This is a genomic window from Jiangella ureilytica (assembly GCF_004348545.1).
Classification (GTDB): domain Bacteria; phylum Actinomycetota; class Actinomycetes; order Jiangellales; family Jiangellaceae; genus Jiangella; species Jiangella ureilytica.
This window is the reverse complement of record NZ_SMKL01000026.1, coordinates 41,750-56,505: the sequence shown is the minus strand read 5'-3', so window position 1 is coordinate 56,505 and position 14,756 is coordinate 41,750. Positions and strand designations below refer to the sequence as shown.

Here is a 14,756-nt window from a genome sequence, read left to right as displayed (position 1 = left end):
GCGCCGTGCGGGAGGCCGTCGCGGTTCCGCTCACGGTCATCCGAGGAGCGGGTTCGCCGCTTCTGCGGCGTCGTCGAGCGCCTGCTGCGGTTCCTTGTCGCCGACGAGGACCGCCTGGATCTCCGGCGCCAGCACGCCCATGACCTCGCGGGCGTGCTCGTTGAGCGGGCCGACGGTCGTCATGCCGGCGAACTGCTCGAGCTCACCGAGGATCGGGTCGCCCTCGTAGAGCGCGCCGACGGACTCCTTGGTGGAGAAGAACCGGCCGGCGACGTCGTACTCGGCGGACCGCTCGGCCGACGTCGCGAAGTCGATCCAGGCGCCGGCGGCCTCCTTGTCCTCGGCGCTGCTCAGCATGGACAGCGAGCCGACGGTGCCGTAATGGATCTGCTCGGCGTCCTTCAGCGGCGGGCGCACGATGACGTTCTCCTCGCCCCAGAAGTCGACGAGGTACTGCGGCTCCATGTGCCAGACGCAGGCGACCTTGTTCTGCGCGATGCGGGTCTGCTCGAGCGGCGGCTCGGTGGTGAGCTGGGCCGGGTCGACGAAGCCGCCCTCGACCAGCTGCTGCACGAACTCCAGCGCTCTGACGCCCGCGTCGCTGTTGAACGCGACCTCGGTGCCGTCCTCGTTGAAGACGTCGCCGCCGGCCTGCCAGAGCAGCGGATAGAACGAGAGGTTCAGCGAGTTGGCGACGTCGCCGCCGTAGGCCGTCATGTCGAAGCCGGCGTCCTTGAAGGTGGGCGCCATCTCGAGCAGGTCGTCCCAGGTCTCCGGGTACTCCGTCTGCCCGACGGCGTCGAAGACCTGCTTGTTGCAGACCAGCGCCAGGACGCTCTGCAGGATCGGCGCGCCCATCATCTGGCCGTCGATGCTGACGGAGTCGACGACGTTGGGCCGGTAGTCGGCCTTCTCGTCCTCGCTCAGGTAGTCGTCGATCGGCTCGATGTTGCGCGCGTAGGCCGGCAGCTGGTCCGGGATCAGGTACACGACGTCGGGGGCGCTGTTGCCGGCGATGGCCGTGGTCAGCGCCTGGTCGCGGTCGGCCCAGGGGAAGATCTCGACCGTCACGTCGACGTCCGGATACTCCTGGTTGAACGCCGCGACGGTGTCGTCCCAGAACCCCCGGTGGGTGGCCTCGTCGGCGATGGCGGGGTAGATCCACATCGTCACCTCGCCGGAGACGGCGGCGTTGTCGCCGCCGCCCTCGCCGCCCGTGGTGTCCGTGTCGTCGTCGCCGCCGCCACAGGCGGTGGCCAGCAGGCCGATGCTCAGGGCGAGCACCGCTGCGGTCGGAGCAGTGCGGGTTCGCATCTCCGGTCTCCTTCTCTCTTGCCGATCAGTCGTAGGTGTGGTTCGTCAGAGCACGGCCGCGTCGGTGGCCAGCCGCTCGCGTAGGACCGTCGCGTCGAGATCGCCGACGGCGCCGCCGCCGGACAGTGCCGCGGCGGTGCCGGCCGCCTGGCCCAGCGCCATGCACTGGGCCATCGAGCGCACCGAGGCGTGCGCGTCGTGCGTGGCGGACAGGCACCGGCCGGCGACGGCGACGTTGTCCAGTTCGGCAGGGAGCAGGCAGCGGTACGGGACGCCGTAGGTGCGTCCGGACCGGTGCCCGCCGACGTACTCCCAGATGGTCGACTCGCCGCCGCCGTGGTCCTCGACGGGGGCGCCGCAGCGGGCGACGGCGTCCGGGAAGTCGCGGGCCTCGAGCACGTCGTCGCGGGTGAGCACGTACCGCCCGATCAGCCGGCGGGTCTCGCGCACGCCGATCCGGACCGAGGTGGAGAGCAGGTAGGCGTCCTCGTACCCCGGCACCTCCTCCGTGAGGAAGCGGACGTACTCGGCCACCTGGGCCCGTCCCTCGGCCTCCGCCGCCGAGAGCTGCCACGGGTCGGTCGGGTCCAGCCCGCTCACCCGTGTCAGGTTCGTGTGCACGACGCCGGGCAGCACCGTCCGGTGCACCGAGCCCTCGCGGCGCGGCAGCCGGTAGCGCCCGGACTCGGCCGCCTTGGCCAGCCGTTCGTGCAGGTCCTTCGTGGTGATGACGCCGGTGTCGACGCCGCCGAGCCGGAACGTCGCGGTGAGCGGCTGCAGCTTCTGGTCCGTGGACGGGCGCTCGAGGGCCGCGCCGGCCCGCCACGCGACCTCGGCGTCGCCGCTCGCGTCGACGACGGCGTCCGCGCGGACCGTGCGGGTGCCGGCCTTCGTGGCGACGGTGAGCGCGGTGACCCGCCTGGTCGCCGGGTCGGTCTCGACGCCGACGACGCTCGCGTGCAGCAGGGTGTCGACGGCGGCGGCCCGGGTCAGGCGGTCCCAGGTCAGCTTCAGCGCCTCGGGCTCGTAGGTGACCCCGGTGCCGGCGCCGTAGCTGTTGGGCCGCTCGAACGCCTGGCCGCCGTCGAGAAGGGCCGAGGCGACCTCCCAGCCGATGCCGCCGACGACCCTGCTCTCGGGCGTGTCGTCGCCCCCGGGGGCGTAGAAGCCGTAGAAGGTGTCGAGGACGGCCGTGCCGGTGCCGCCGAGGAAGCCGGCCGGCTCGACCAGCAGCGTCCGGGCGCCCGTGCGGGCCGCGGCGACCGCCGCCGCACAGCCCGCGGACCCGCCGCCGGCCACGACGACGTCGCCCTCCCACAGCAGCGGCGCCGCGGTCATCGCAGGCTCCAGCCGCCGTCGGCGGGCAGGACCGCGCCGGTGACCTGGCTCGAGGCAGGCGAGAGCAGCCACTCGACGGCGGCGGCGACGGTGTCCGGGGCGCTGGCGCCGCCGCGTCCGAGCGGCATGAGCTCGGGCAGCCGGCCGCTGATGACCGGGTCGGTCAGGGCGCGGGCCGCCATGGGGGTGTCGACCAGCCCCGGCGCCACGACGTTGACGCGGACGCCGCCGGGCGCCCCCTCGAAGGCGGCCGCCCGCACCAGCGTCTCGACCGCGCTCTTGCTGGTGAGGTACGCGGCGGTGAGGAAGTCGCGGTCCAGCGTGCGGGCCAGCGCCGAGCCGACCACGACGACCGAGCCGCCGCCGTTGTCGCGCAGCACCGGGAGCGCCGCGCGCAGCAGCCAGAACACCGAGTCGAGGTTGACCCGGTGCACGTCGCGCCAGGCCTCGTCGCTGCAGGTGCTGACCGGACCGTCGCCCAGCCGGCGGCCGGAGCGGCCGATGGCGTGCACGACGCCGTCGAGACGGCCCTCGAACGCCTCGACGGCCCGGTCGATCGCCTTGTCGGCGCCGCCCGGAGCGGTGATGTCGAGGGCTACGGGGCCGGCGCCCGGCCCCGAGGTGACAGCGTCGCGGTCGACGGCGAGGACGTCGTGGCCGGCGGTCGTCAGGGCGGCGACGCACGCCGACCCGATGCCGCCGGACCCGCCGCAGACCAGGATCTTCATGGTGTGCCCCGCAGGACCTCGGCGGCGCGGCGGCCGTGCTCGAGGTAGGCCGCCTCGAACCGGGCGGCGGACTCCTCGGCGCCGATGAGCGCCTTGCTGGTGAGCACGGGCGGCATGGTGCCGTCGGCCGTCAGCAGCTCCGCGACCCGCACCTTGATCTCGTTGACGATCGCGACGGCGGCCAGCGTGCTGCCCGGCCCGACCGGCACGTCGAGTCCGTCGACGCTGCACAGGGCGTCGCCGGGCGGCGTGCAGAGGTCGATGACGACGTCGGCGTGGTCGGCGAGACGCGTGCCCGAGCTGTGCCGGACCGGCGCCGAGCGCGACTCCGCGAGCGCCGTCACCGCGATGACGTTGAGGCCGGACTTGCGGGCCTGCTGGGCGATCTCGATGGGGACGGCGTTGAGGCCGCTCGCGCTGAACACGATCATCGCGTCGGTCCCGCGCAGGGTGAAGTTCGCCAGGATCTGCTCGGCGAGGCCCTCGACCCGCTCGATGAACATCGCCTGCCGCTGCCCGTTGGCGCCCACGACCTGCGTGTGGAACGTCATCGACAGCTCGACGATGGGGTGGAAGCCGGGATACGAGCCGTAGCGCGGGAAGAGCTCCTCCACCGGGATCCGCGAGTGGCCGGTGCCGAAGGTGTGCACCACGCCGCCTCCGCCGATCGACTCCGCGCAGAACCGGCTGGCCTTCTCGATGGCCTCACCCTGCGTCCGCGCGATCGTGTCGAGCACCTCATGCGCTCGCCCGATCCAGCTCACGTCCACCTCCGTACGTCGTCAGCGATCAGCTCGGTTGCCGGGTCAGGCAACGCGAACGAGCGCTCATGTGCCGGCGCGGCGCCGACCCCGACCGCCGGCCGACGGGTCGTGGGGACCTCGGGCCCCCAGTCGCCGGTCGGTGTCGCCTGACCGTCGAGGTCGTTGAGGGCGGCCAGGGCGGCGCCGACGGCTCCCGCGTCGGCCCCCAGCCTGGCCGCGACGACGTCGACCGCGCCGATGAAGTCGCGTCGCTCGGCGAGTGCGTGCTCGATGTGCGGGCGCAGCCGCGGCAGTCCCGCCCCCACGCCGCCGCCGATGACCAGCAGGTCCGCCGGCAGGACGGCGCACAGGCTGGCGATGGTCTCGCCGATGGCCCGGCCGGCCGCCTCGACGGCCGCGTTCGCCTGGAGGTCGTGCAGCGCCAGGAACACGTCCTCGGCGGTGGGCCGGCCGGCGGCGCGGGCGATGGCCGTCGCGCTGGCGTAGGTCTCGAGGCAGCCGCGGTGGCCGCAGCCGCAGGTCGGCCCGGCGCGGTCGTGGACCAGGTGGCCGATCTCGCCCAGCCGGTCGTCCGGGCCGGTCAGCAGCGCGCCGCCGCTGACGACACCGCCGCCGACCCCCGTCCCCAGCGTCAGGAACAGCACGTCGTCGTGGCCGCGGGCCGCGCCGAGCAGCCACTCCGCCAGGCAGAACGCCCGGGCGTCGTTGAGGACGGTGACCGGGCGGCCGGTCGCCGCGCGCAGCGTCGCCGCGAGCGGGAAGCCGAGCCAGTCGCCACGCAGGTTGGGCAGGAACCGGATGACGCCCGTGCTCCGGTCGACGTGGCCCGGGACGCCGACGCCGATGGCCGCGGTGTCGCCCGCGGCGGGGGTCGCGGCGACGGCGGCGAGGTCCGCGGCGACGGTGTGGGGGTCGCCCGCGGTGGGAATGCTGCCGCGCGCCACGACGGTGGCGTCCCGCGTTTCGAGGACGGCCCACTTCACCGTGGTGCCGCCCACATCGATGCCCAGGACCCGCTCGCGCACTCCGGCACCCCCTCCGATCAGCCTGACTGGCTGTCTAGATGGGTAGAGTATCTATACTGCTAGTGAGTTCGTCAACCATCGCGACGTCGGGGGCCAGATGAAGAGCACCACACCGCCCGCGTACGTGATCATCGAGCGTGAGCTGCGCAAGATGATCGCGAAGGCACAGCCCGGCGACCCGTTGCCGTCCGACGCCGAGCTCTGCCGGCGCTTCGGCGTGAGCCGCATGACGGCGCGCCAGGCGGTGCAGCGGCTGGCCTCCGACGGCCTGCTGTACCGCGTGTCGGGCCGCGGCACGTTCGTCGCGCAGACGCCCGTGCACCGGCGCATCAACACGCTGCTGTCGTTCACCGAGGAGATGCGCCGGCGCGGCCTGAAGGCCGGCTCGCGCATGCTGCAGTCCGGGGTGCGTGCCGGCACCGACCAAGAGGTCGTGGCGCTGCAGCTGCCGGTCGGCGGGCTGGTGGTCGCCATCCAGCGGCTCCGCCTCGCCGACGGCGTCCCCATGGCGGTCGAGAACGTGCGGCTGCCCGCCGTCTGCGCCGGCGTGCTCGAGGCGAACCTCGAGGAGACGTCGCTGTTCGTGGCGCTCGAGGCGATCGGGCGCACCCCGACCCAGGCGTACGGCACGCTCACCGCCGCCGCTGCCGACGTCCAGGAGGCGCAGTGGCTGAACGTGCCGACGGGAGCGCCGCTGCTGATCGAGCAGCGCACCATCCACGACCAGGCCGACGTGCCGGTCGAGTTCACCGAGTCCCGCTACGTCGGCGGTCGCTACCTCTTCGACATCGAGCTGCTCCGCCAGCCCGGCTGACCCCGCTTCGGAATGACCACGTTCACCACCCGATTCCCTGCTTCACCAGGCCTGCAGGCCGGGTGATGCGCATGAACGCCTGGTGATGGCTGCGCCTCGTGGCCGGAAAGCGGTTGCCGTGCGCGTCACGAGGCGATTCCCCGCATCGCCAGGCCCGCAGGCCTCGTTCGGCAGGGGATTCCGTGGTGGACGTGGTCATTCAGCAACCATGGACCAGGTGAGGGCGGTCCAGGCGTTCGTGCGCAGGATGGCCGACGTCGCGTCGTCGCCGACCGACGACCGCAGGCGCGGGACGAACGTCTCCCCCAGCACCGCCATGCCCGGCCCGCCTCCGTACGCGCGCAGCTGCGATCGCCGCCCGACGTCGGTGCCGAGCAGCACCTTGTCGCCGTGGCCGGCGGCCACCATGCGCTCGATCAGCTCCAGCAGCACGGAGTCGGGCCGGTACTTGATGCGCCCGACGGTGTCGTACAGCAGGTAGGCGCCGCGCGCGGCCAGCTCGGCGTGCAACCCGGGGTCGGGATTGCGGTCGAGGTGCGCCAGCAGCACCCGGCCGGCCGGCACGCCGTCGGCGGCCAGCAGGTCGAGCAGCTCCGGCGCCATCGTCCCGACCTCGCAGTGGACGGCGACCGGCGCGCCCGTGCGCCGGGCCGCCGACGCCCCCACCGTCAGCCGCAGCCGCTCGGACGCCGACGCCCGCTGGTAGGACGCGCCGAGTTTGATGATCCCCGCACGGTGCGGCGACGGCACGGGCGTCGGTCCCTGCCAGTCACGTTCGTCGATGCCGCTGGTCAGATCCGCCAGCAGCACCTCCTCGAGCACTTCCGCCGGCTCGCGGTACACCCAGTGCCCGGCCGGGTAGTGCGCGTCGCGGTGGTAGCCGGTCGCGGCGACGACGTGCACGCCGGTCCGCCGGCTCACCGACGCCAGCCCGGTGACCGAGCGGCCCAGCCCGACCGGGGTCAGCTCGACGATCGTGTCGATGCCGCCGGCCCGGACGGTCTCGGCCTCCGACGCCATCGCATCGACGGAGCCGAAGTCCTCGCCCGGCAGCGCCGCCGAGTGCAGGAACAGGTGCTCGTGGGCGTCGACGGCGCCCAGCCCGGCGGGATCGACCGGGCCGAGCACCGTCATGACGAGTCCGTTCACGGCACCAGCGTGTGCAGAACGGCGCCCTTGGACAGGTACAACGCGCCGTCGTCGCCCAGGACGACGGCGGACACGCCGTTTGTCACCGGCTCGACGGCCCCGCTCGACACGTCGGCACGCAAGAGCTGCCCGCCGACGACGGCGTACAGGGTGCCGTCGGGCAGCACCACCAGCCGCTGCCCTTCGGACCACACGTGGTCGACGGTGTCCCAGTTCTCGGCGGGCACGGCGATCTCGCGCAGCAGCTCCCCCGTGGCGGCGGAGAGCTCGAACAGCCGGCCCCGCGTCAGGCCCCACAGGGTGCCCGACGGCGACACCGCCAGCTCCGTGACCGCGGGCGTCCCCGGGTACGGCACGACCTCCCAGAGCTTGGTCCGGGTGACGGGGTCGTAGGCGAACACCTTGCCGTCGTCGTCCGGCGGCACGATGCCGAGTCCGGCCCACTTCGACGTGCTCGCGTAGACGACGTCGCCGATCGCCACGGCGGACACGACGCTGCCGGTCCCGGCCACCCCGCGGTCCACCGCGACCGAACCCGTCGCCGGGTCGTAGATGCTGATCGCGCCGGTGAGCTGGCCGTAGTTCGGCACCGTCCCGATGACCACCCGGCCGGCCGCGTACGCCAGCGCGAGCGGCCGGTCCTGGCCCTGACCGGCGAGGTTCGCGACGGGGCCCGGGTTGCTGCCCCAGACGAACGGCTCGGCCGGCCGGTACCGCAGCACCGTTCCCGCGGGATACGTGCCGAGGTAGAGGTCGGCGCCGACGCGGAGCATCTCGTCGGTCTGCCCGACGGTCCCCCGTGGCACCTGCGCCATGTCCCCCGTCGCCGGGTCGTACCACGAGAGCCCGCCGGAGCCGAGCCCGCCGGCCCAGATGCGCCCGTCCGGCCCGACGCCGAGCGACCGGATGTGCACCGGCTCGCCGGTGATCGTCAACTGGTCGACGCGCGACCGCCCGGTGCGCGGGTTGTGCACCCAGAGCCGGCCGATGTAGTCGGTCATCACCAGCGACTCGCCCGGGTAGCCGTCCTCCTGCATGTCGATCCAGGCGAACCCCCGCGAGGTGAACATCGACGGGAACGCGCCGGTCTCGCGGGTCCGGCCGGTCAGCGTGCTGAACGCGCGCAGCCGCCCGTTGGTCCCGACGAAGTAGACCTCCTTGCGCATCGGCGACACCGGCGACACGTCCAGCCCGCCGGCCGGGCCGAGCGGCGAGAGCCACTCCTGCGCGCGCAGGTCGTAGCGCAGCATCGTGCGCGACGAGGTCAGGTGCACGTACGCGACGTCGCTGCGGACGCTGACCTGGTTGACCTCGTGCTCGGCGTCGTACGGTGCCGGCAACGGGATCGGCGTGACGGCGCCCGAGGCGATGTCGACCCGGACCAGCCGAGCCTTCTGCGTCCCCAGCCCGGCGTAGACCGAGTCGCCCCAGACGACGACGCTGCGCAGGTACTGCGAGTCCGGCGACAGGGTGCCGTAGTCGCGGAACGCCCCGGTGTCCGGGTCGTAGCCGAACAGCTGCCCCGTCGGGTAGCCGCCGAAGAACACCGTCCCGTCGGCGTGGATGCCCAGCCCATACAGGTAGCTGACCGCCGTCGACGGCCGGCCCAGGTCGGTCAGCGTGTCGGACGCGTAGTCGTAGGAGTACAGCCGGCCCTGCTGGAACGTGGCGATGTAGAGCGTGCCGTCGGGCGCGACGGCGAGGTCGCGGGACCCGATGGCGCCGGGGAGCCGGACCGACCGGATCGACTCGCGGCTGCGCACGTCGATGACGTGCAGGCTGGTCGTGCCGGAGCCGAGCAGCACCGTGTAGATGACTGGCCGGCCATCGGGCAGCGTGGCGTAGGTGACCTTGTCGATCGCGACGTTGGTGATCGGCGTGCCGACCTCGGTCACCTCGGCGATCGCGGGATCGGCGGCCGGGGCGCTCGCAGCGCCGGCGACCACGAGGGCACCGGCGACGGCGAGCGTCGCGACTCGTGTGGCGAGACGTGGCATGGAAGCGGTTCTCCCGTCGGGGATCAACTGAAGATGAAGTGGCGGCCGTCGAGCGACTCGGTCACCGCGACCTGGCTGACCACGTCGCCGTTGGCGACCGCCTCGGCGGTGGTCTTGAGGATGATCGGCTGCGTGGTGACCTGGATCGTCGTCCCGGTAGCGACCCGGGCCACGGTCGGAGCACCGGCCCCGGCGCTGTCGCATTCCAGCAGCTTGACGGTGTATTTCAGCTCGCCGCCGACGACGGGGACCGCGATGACCACGAGCTGGACCTCCCAGCCGCCGGCCTGGCCGGGCGTCAGCGGCGCGGTCAGCACCAGCGTCGTGCCGACATAGACGCGCAGAGTCTTCGCGTTGGCGTTGTTCGCGGTGGTGCCGGTGAACGTCGAGCGCACCGCGCTGCCGAGCCGGTGCAGGTTGTAGGCCGGAATCGCCTGGATCTGCAGGTTGTCCTCGCCGGTGCCGCCGTTGCCGACGGGGCCCGTGGTGAGCAGCGGGCGCAGCAGCTGGCCCTGGTTCTGGTACACGGCGACGTTGGAGGCGCCGGACCGGACGGAGACGGTGCCGGCGGGCGCACGGTTGTTGGTCGCGATCCCGGTGGCGCCGCCGTTGGTGATGTCGATGAACACGCCGTGGGTGTCGTTGACGACCGTGCCGGGCACCCGGATCAGCGTGTTGTCGTAGACCTCGACGTTGGTGTAGTTGTCGATCCGGCTGCACCGCGTCGCCATCGCCCCCGGCGTGCGGGTCAGCACCTTGTTGCCGCTGACCTCGAGGAAGTCCTTCGCGGTCGAGCTGCCGGCCTGCAGCCAGAAGATCTGCGGGTCGTCGATGGTGTTGCCGACGACGCGGTTGCGGTTGCCCTGCACGACGACGGAGCGCGAGAAGCCCTTGATGACGCTGTCGCGGATCTCGCTGTCGTTGTCCTGCGGGATCGCGAAGAAGCCCATGGTCTGGATCTCGGAGTACGCGTGCGGCGGCTCCGGGTTGTTCCGCTTGGCCAGCCGGCGGCCGCCGACGATGGTGCAGTTCTCGACGATGACCCGGCCGAGCGGGCCGAACGTGTGCGAGACGCCGACGACGTACCCCGTCGCGTCGACGTAGCTGTCCGACAGCCGCAGCGTGCCCTCGACCGAACCGGCCCAGTCGATGCAGTTGAGGTTCTGCTCGCCGATGTCGGTCTCGGCGGACACCGCCTCGAAGTCCGCGGCCGGGTAGCAGTGGACGTCGCGGACGTCCCAGTTGCCGCCCTGGAACTTCATGCAGCGGCGGGTCTGCCCGTTGTAGTAGAGGTGGCAGCTCTCGATGGTGCCGTGCATGGTCGGGACCGGACGCAGGTCGAGCAGGTGGAAGAAGTCGTTGTCCTCGCCCCGGCCTCCGGAGATGGTGACGTTGCGGATCGCGACCCGCTCGCACTCGTACATCATCAGGTGGTTGACCTTGCCGGCCTGGTTCGCGTAGACGTCGTCCTTGCGGCCCCAGAACTCGCTGCCCGCGTAGCCGTCGATGATCACCTCTTCGACGCTCTTGCACAGGATCCCGAGCGTGCCCAGCGACGTGGAGTTGCCGACGAGGTCCTCGAACCCCATGTTCAGCATGGTCGTGTCGTACGCGCGAAACTCGCCGCCGTCGGAGCGCCAGCAGTCCTCGGGGAGATGCTGCCCGTCGGCGGTCAGCCCGTACAGGCGGGTGTCGCAGTTCGTGGCGTGGAACCAGCGACCGGCCGGGCCGACGGCGTGCAGGCTCGCGTCGGGCAGCAGCAGGGTGCCCGGCATGAACCGGACGTTGACGACCTGGTCGGTGAGGATCACCTGGGCGACGGTGTACGTGCCCGGCGCGACGACGACCTGCCGTCCGTCGGCCGCCGCGACGTCGGCCACGAACGCGGCCGCGTTGTCGGCGCCCGAGGCGGCGGGGTCCATCGTGCTCTCGAACTCCCCGGCGGAGAAGAGCCGCCGTGGGCTGGGTCGGGCAGTGCCGATCGGGGTCGCGGCGGCCGCTGGCGCGGTCGCGACGACGCCGGCCGCGGCGCCGGCGGTGGCGGCGGTGACCAGTGCGCGGCGGGTGAAGGTGCTCATCGTGCCTCCCGAAGTCGTCTAGCGGTATAGACAGATAGACACTTGTGGCGGCACCCTAGCGGCATGCCATGAATACGGTCAATGCCGGATTCGCCCGGGGAGCACCCGGGGTGACGGCGTCAGCGTGCGGCGAGGAGCGCCGCGACCGCCCGGACGACGACCGCCCGGCGGCGCTCGCGGCCGACGTCGTCGACGGCGGCGTCGAACTCCGGGGTGTTCGAGCTCCAGAAGCCGGACAGGTGCAGCACCAGACCGAGCAGCTCGACCGGGGTGAAGGCCGACGGCAGCGCGCCCGCGTCCTGCGCGTCGGCGATCACCCTCACCTTCGCCGCGTTGCTCTCGAGCACGATGTCGAGCGGGCGCGCGCCGGCCCGTTCGAGCCGGTACCAGGTGGCCAGCCGCTGCACCCAGGGCCGCTCCTCGTAGGAGTCGAACAGCCGCCCGGCGTACTCCGGCAGGTCGTGCGCGTCCATGGGGACGGCGTCGAGCGTGGCCCGGCACAGGTCGTCGAAGACGGCGTCGAACAGGCCGTCCTTGCTGCCGAAATAGTGGTAGATCTGCGCCTTGTTGCTGGCCGCGGCGGCCGCGATGCGGTCGACCCGGGCCCCGGCGATGCCCACCGCCGCGAACTCGTCGCGCGCGGCGTCGAGCAGCCGGCGGCGGGTCCGCTCGGCGTCTCGGGGCATCGGGGACGTCACGGTGACGGAGCTTACCAACGAGTTAGTTGACAAACCGGGCAGCGCGGTCCACTGTTATCAACTAATCAGTTAGTTAGGAGCTTGCCATGTCCTCGTTCCTCGTCACCGGCGCCTCCCGAGGCCTGGGCCGCGCCGTCGTCGTCGCCGCGCTCGCCGCCGGCCACCAAGTGGTCGCGGGTGTCCGCGACCCGCACGCCCTCGACGACCTGCTCGCCGCCGCTTCCGGGCCCGGCGGCGACCGCCCCCGGCTCGTCGTGGTCCCGCTCGACGTCACCGACCCGGCCGCGGCGGAACGGGCCGTTCACACCGTCGTCGCCGAGTTCGGGCGGCTGGACGTGCTGGTGAACAACGCCGGCTACGCGAACCTCGCCAGCATCGAGGACGCCGACCCGGCGGACTTCCGCGCCCAGGTCGAGACCAACCTGTTCGGCGTCGTCACCATGACCCGGGCGGCGCTCCCGGTGCTGCGCGAGCAGCGCGGCGGGCACGTCGTGCAGGTGTCGTCGGTCGGCGGGCGCATGGCGTCGGCGGGGCTGGGCGCGTACCAGACCGCGAAGTGGGCGGTCGGCGGGTTCTCGTCGGTCCTGGCCGCCGAGGTGGCGCCACTGGGTGTCAAGGTCACCGTCCTCGAGCCCGGCGGCATGCGCACCGACTGGGCCGGCTCGTCGATGCGCGTCGACCCCGTGCGCCCGGAGTACGCCGGCACCGTCGGCGCCAACGCGGAACGGATGGGCGAGAGCGCCCTCACCATGGCGAGCGACCCCGCCAAGGTCGCCGAGTTGCTGCTGCGCATCGTGGCGATGGACGAGCCGCCACTGCGGCTGCTGGTCGGCCCCGACGCCTACCGCTACGGCACCGCCGCCGGCCGCGACCTGCTCGCCTCGGACGAGCGGAACCGCGAGCTCAGCCTGTCGACCGCCGCCGACGACGCGACGCCCGAGCAGCTCGATCCGCTGGGTGCCGGACGGCGGTAGTACCCGGTTATACTCGGGGCATGAAGACCGCGATCTCGCTGCCCGACGAGACGTTCGAGCGGGCCACGCAGCGTGCCGCCGAGCTCGGCATGAGCCGCTCGGAGTTCTTCGCGCGCGCCGCCGAGCAGTACCTGCGCCAGCTCGACGACGCCTCCCTCACGGCCCGCATCGACGAGATCCTCGACCGCACCGGCGACGACGACTCCGCGGCGGCCGCCGCCACCGCCGGCCGCCGCGCCCTCGCCGCCGCCACCTGGGACGAGCCCGACTGGTGATCTCGCGGGGTGACCTCTACTGGGTCGACCTCGGTCCCGCCCGCGGCAGCCGGCCGGCGAAGCGGCGCCCGGTGCTGATCGTCCAGGCCGACCCGTACAACGCCAGCCGCCTCTCCACCGCGCTCGCGGCCGTCGTCACCTCGAACACCGCCCGGGCCGAGCTCCCCGGCAACGTCTTCCTCCCGGCATCGGCGACCGGCCTGCCGCGCGACTCCGTCGTCACCGTCGCCGCCCTGGTCACCGTCGACAAGCGCGACCTGCGCGAGCGCGCGGGCCGGGTCCCCGCCCACGTCATGCTCGCCGTCGACGACGGGCTCCATCGAGTCCTCGGCCTCTGAGCGGGTGTCGCGGCGAACTCCCCGAACGAGTGCGATCCTTCACCGACGCGAGATCGAGGCCGACGGCGTCGGCCGCTCCGCGGCCCGGATCCGGCGATCCTGACCACGCCCGCGCAGGCGACGGGCTTCGCCGGCGAGGAGGTCCTTCCGCGGGTGTGGTCGGGCACCTCCCAGGCCCCGGCCGGACCGCCAGGAGCGAACTAGACTCCCGGCATGACGGCGACGAGGTCCGTCGTGACGACCGCGGCGGCCGTGCTGCTCGCGGCCGGCTGCTCGACGCCGGAGCACGGGCCCGGTCACCCGGCTGCGACCTCGCCCGTGCCGCCGTCCGCCGTGTCGGAGATCCCGGAGCCGGAGTCCGCCGCGACGCTGCTGCCGGGAATCCCCGACTCCGCGGAGCTGTCCGAGCCGGTGGTCGCCCGGGGCCGCGTGGTGCGCGCCGACGGCGCGGTGGTGCCGGATGCGCTCGTCACGCTCACCACCCGTCTGAACCCGGTCGCGGCGGCCCGTTCGGGTCCGGACGGGCAGTACGAGCTGCGGATCGCGGCACACCTGCGCGCGGAGCTGGCGACGAACGAGAACGGGCAGGTGGAGTTCGCGGTGTCCGCCGAGTCCGCCGAGGGCGACGGCCGGCTGCCCGTCTGGACCGCGCCGGCCGAGCCGACCCATCCGTACACCGCCGACATCGAGGTCACCGAATGACCTTGATCATCGGCGATCCACCACGTCATACCGGGGTCGATCGCCGATCATGATGGACGAGCGGCCGGTGTAGGGAACCGCGTCTCCCGTTCGACGAGAGAGCGGGAGAATGACGGCGTTCGCCGTCGACCTGGGAGGAGCCGGCCATGCGGTTCGTGTCGTTCATCCGGTCCGAGGAGCCGAATCCGGCCGGGCTGCCGCCGCCGGAGCTGGTCCAGGCGGTCGCCGACCTCGCGCAGGAGATGAGCGTGTCCGGCACCCTCGTCGACATGGGCGGGCTGCTGCCCAGCTCGGCCGGGGCCGTGGTGTCACTGGTCGACGGACGCATCAGCGCGGTCGACGGGCCGTTCACCGAGGCCAAGGAGCTGATCGGCGGGTTCGCGATCCTCGACGTGCGGTCGCGCGAGGAGGCGGTCGAGCTGGCCCGGCGGATGCTCCGGCTGCACCAGCAGCACTGGCCCGGCTGGGAGGGATCCTGCGAGGTGCGCCAGCTCGCGGACGCCGACCACCCGCACCCCGGCATCCCGCGTCCCCTGGCCTCCGAACCCTGACACGGGTTTGC

Annotated in this window: 15 protein-coding genes; 6 read left to right on the top strand and 9 right to left on the bottom strand. The window is 72.9% G+C overall.

Annotated elements, in window-relative coordinates; translation table 11 throughout:
• Positions 1 to 36: 36 nt before the first annotated feature.
• The 5 genes from E1212_RS13540 to E1212_RS13520 are packed head-to-tail and all read right to left on the bottom strand — an operon-like array spanning position 37 to position 5,169.
• A complete protein-coding gene (locus E1212_RS13540) occupies positions 37 to 1,314 on the bottom strand; it encodes an ABC transporter substrate-binding protein (RefSeq protein WP_131983259.1) in 1,278 nt (425 codons plus the stop codon).
• A gap of 45 nt (positions 1,315 to 1,359) precedes the next feature.
• The gene (locus tag E1212_RS13535) at positions 1,360 to 2,652 is read right to left on the bottom strand and encodes an FAD-dependent oxidoreductase (protein WP_131983257.1); all 1,293 of its coding nucleotides are present in this window, start codon (positions 2,650 to 2,652) and stop codon (positions 1,360 to 1,362) included.
• Positions 2,649 to 3,380 carry an SDR family NAD(P)-dependent oxidoreductase gene (locus E1212_RS13530; RefSeq protein ID WP_131983255.1) on the bottom strand — a complete coding sequence of 244 codons (732 nt, stop codon included), beginning with the start codon at positions 3,378 to 3,380 and terminating at the stop codon, positions 2,649 to 2,651. The genes E1212_RS13535 and E1212_RS13530 overlap by 4 nt, the downstream gene beginning before the upstream one ends.
• On the bottom strand, positions 3,377 to 4,144 hold the full coding sequence (locus E1212_RS13525; protein ID WP_203416826.1) for a sugar isomerase domain-containing protein: 768 nt from the start codon (positions 4,142 to 4,144) through the stop codon (positions 3,377 to 3,379). Before E1212_RS13525 ends, E1212_RS13530 begins: the two co-directional genes overlap by 4 nt.
• Entirely contained in the window at positions 4,141 to 5,169 is a 1,029-nt protein-coding gene (locus E1212_RS13520) for an ROK family protein (RefSeq protein WP_162605458.1), read from the bottom strand. Before E1212_RS13520 ends, E1212_RS13525 begins: the two co-directional genes overlap by 4 nt.
• 97 nt (positions 5,170 to 5,266) lie before the next feature.
• Between E1212_RS13520 and E1212_RS13515 the strand changes: the two genes are divergently transcribed.
• Positions 5,267 to 5,983: a GntR family transcriptional regulator gene (locus E1212_RS13515; protein WP_131983250.1), complete on the top strand. Its 717-nt coding sequence runs from the start codon at positions 5,267 to 5,269 to the stop codon at positions 5,981 to 5,983.
• Positions 5,984 to 6,178: 195 nt separating this feature from the next.
• Here E1212_RS13515 and E1212_RS13510 read toward each other — a convergent pair whose 3' ends face one another.
• The 4 genes from E1212_RS13510 to E1212_RS13495 form a co-directional block, all read right to left on the bottom strand.
• Positions 6,179 to 7,132 (bottom strand): phosphotriesterase family protein, encoded by a 954-nt coding sequence (locus E1212_RS13510; RefSeq protein WP_131983248.1) that lies wholly within the window; start codon positions 7,130 to 7,132, stop codon positions 6,179 to 6,181.
• Entirely contained in the window at positions 7,129 to 9,129 is a 2,001-nt protein-coding gene (locus tag E1212_RS13505) for an outer membrane protein assembly factor BamB family protein (protein ID WP_131983246.1), read from the bottom strand. The genes E1212_RS13510 and E1212_RS13505 overlap by 4 nt, the downstream gene beginning before the upstream one ends.
• A 23-nt stretch (positions 9,130 to 9,152) precedes the next feature.
• Positions 9,153 to 11,207 carry a hypothetical protein gene (locus E1212_RS13500; protein WP_131983244.1) on the bottom strand — a complete coding sequence of 685 codons (2,055 nt, stop codon included), beginning with the start codon at positions 11,205 to 11,207 and terminating at the stop codon, positions 9,153 to 9,155.
• Positions 11,208 to 11,326: 119 nt separating this feature from the next.
• Positions 11,327 to 11,893 (bottom strand): TetR/AcrR family transcriptional regulator, encoded by a 567-nt coding sequence (locus tag E1212_RS13495; protein ID WP_131983242.1) that lies wholly within the window; start codon positions 11,891 to 11,893, stop codon positions 11,327 to 11,329.
• A gap of 98 nt (positions 11,894 to 11,991) precedes the next feature.
• Between E1212_RS13495 and E1212_RS13490 the strand changes: the two genes are divergently transcribed.
• From E1212_RS13490 to E1212_RS13470, 5 genes are all read left to right on the top strand, one after another.
• Entirely contained in the window at positions 11,992 to 12,879 is an 888-nt protein-coding gene (locus E1212_RS13490) for an SDR family NAD(P)-dependent oxidoreductase (protein ID WP_131983240.1), read from the top strand.
• A 20-nt stretch (positions 12,880 to 12,899) separates the two neighbouring features.
• On the top strand, positions 12,900 to 13,154 hold the full coding sequence (locus E1212_RS13485; RefSeq protein WP_131983238.1) for a ribbon-helix-helix domain-containing protein: 255 nt from the start codon (positions 12,900 to 12,902) through the stop codon (positions 13,152 to 13,154).
• Complete coding sequence (locus E1212_RS13480; protein ID WP_131983313.1) at positions 13,148 to 13,492, top strand: type II toxin-antitoxin system PemK/MazF family toxin; 345 nt, start codon at positions 13,148 to 13,150, stop codon at positions 13,490 to 13,492. Before E1212_RS13485 ends, E1212_RS13480 begins: the two co-directional genes overlap by 7 nt.
• 213 nt (positions 13,493 to 13,705) lie before the next feature.
• On the top strand, positions 13,706 to 14,194 hold the full coding sequence (locus tag E1212_RS13475; RefSeq protein ID WP_131983236.1) for a carboxypeptidase-like regulatory domain-containing protein: 489 nt from the start codon (positions 13,706 to 13,708) through the stop codon (positions 14,192 to 14,194).
• 146 nt (positions 14,195 to 14,340) lie between these two features.
• Positions 14,341 to 14,745 (top strand): YciI family protein, encoded by a 405-nt coding sequence (locus E1212_RS13470; RefSeq protein WP_131983234.1) that lies wholly within the window; start codon positions 14,341 to 14,343, stop codon positions 14,743 to 14,745.
• The last annotated feature ends 11 nt before the right edge of the window (positions 14,746 to 14,756 follow it).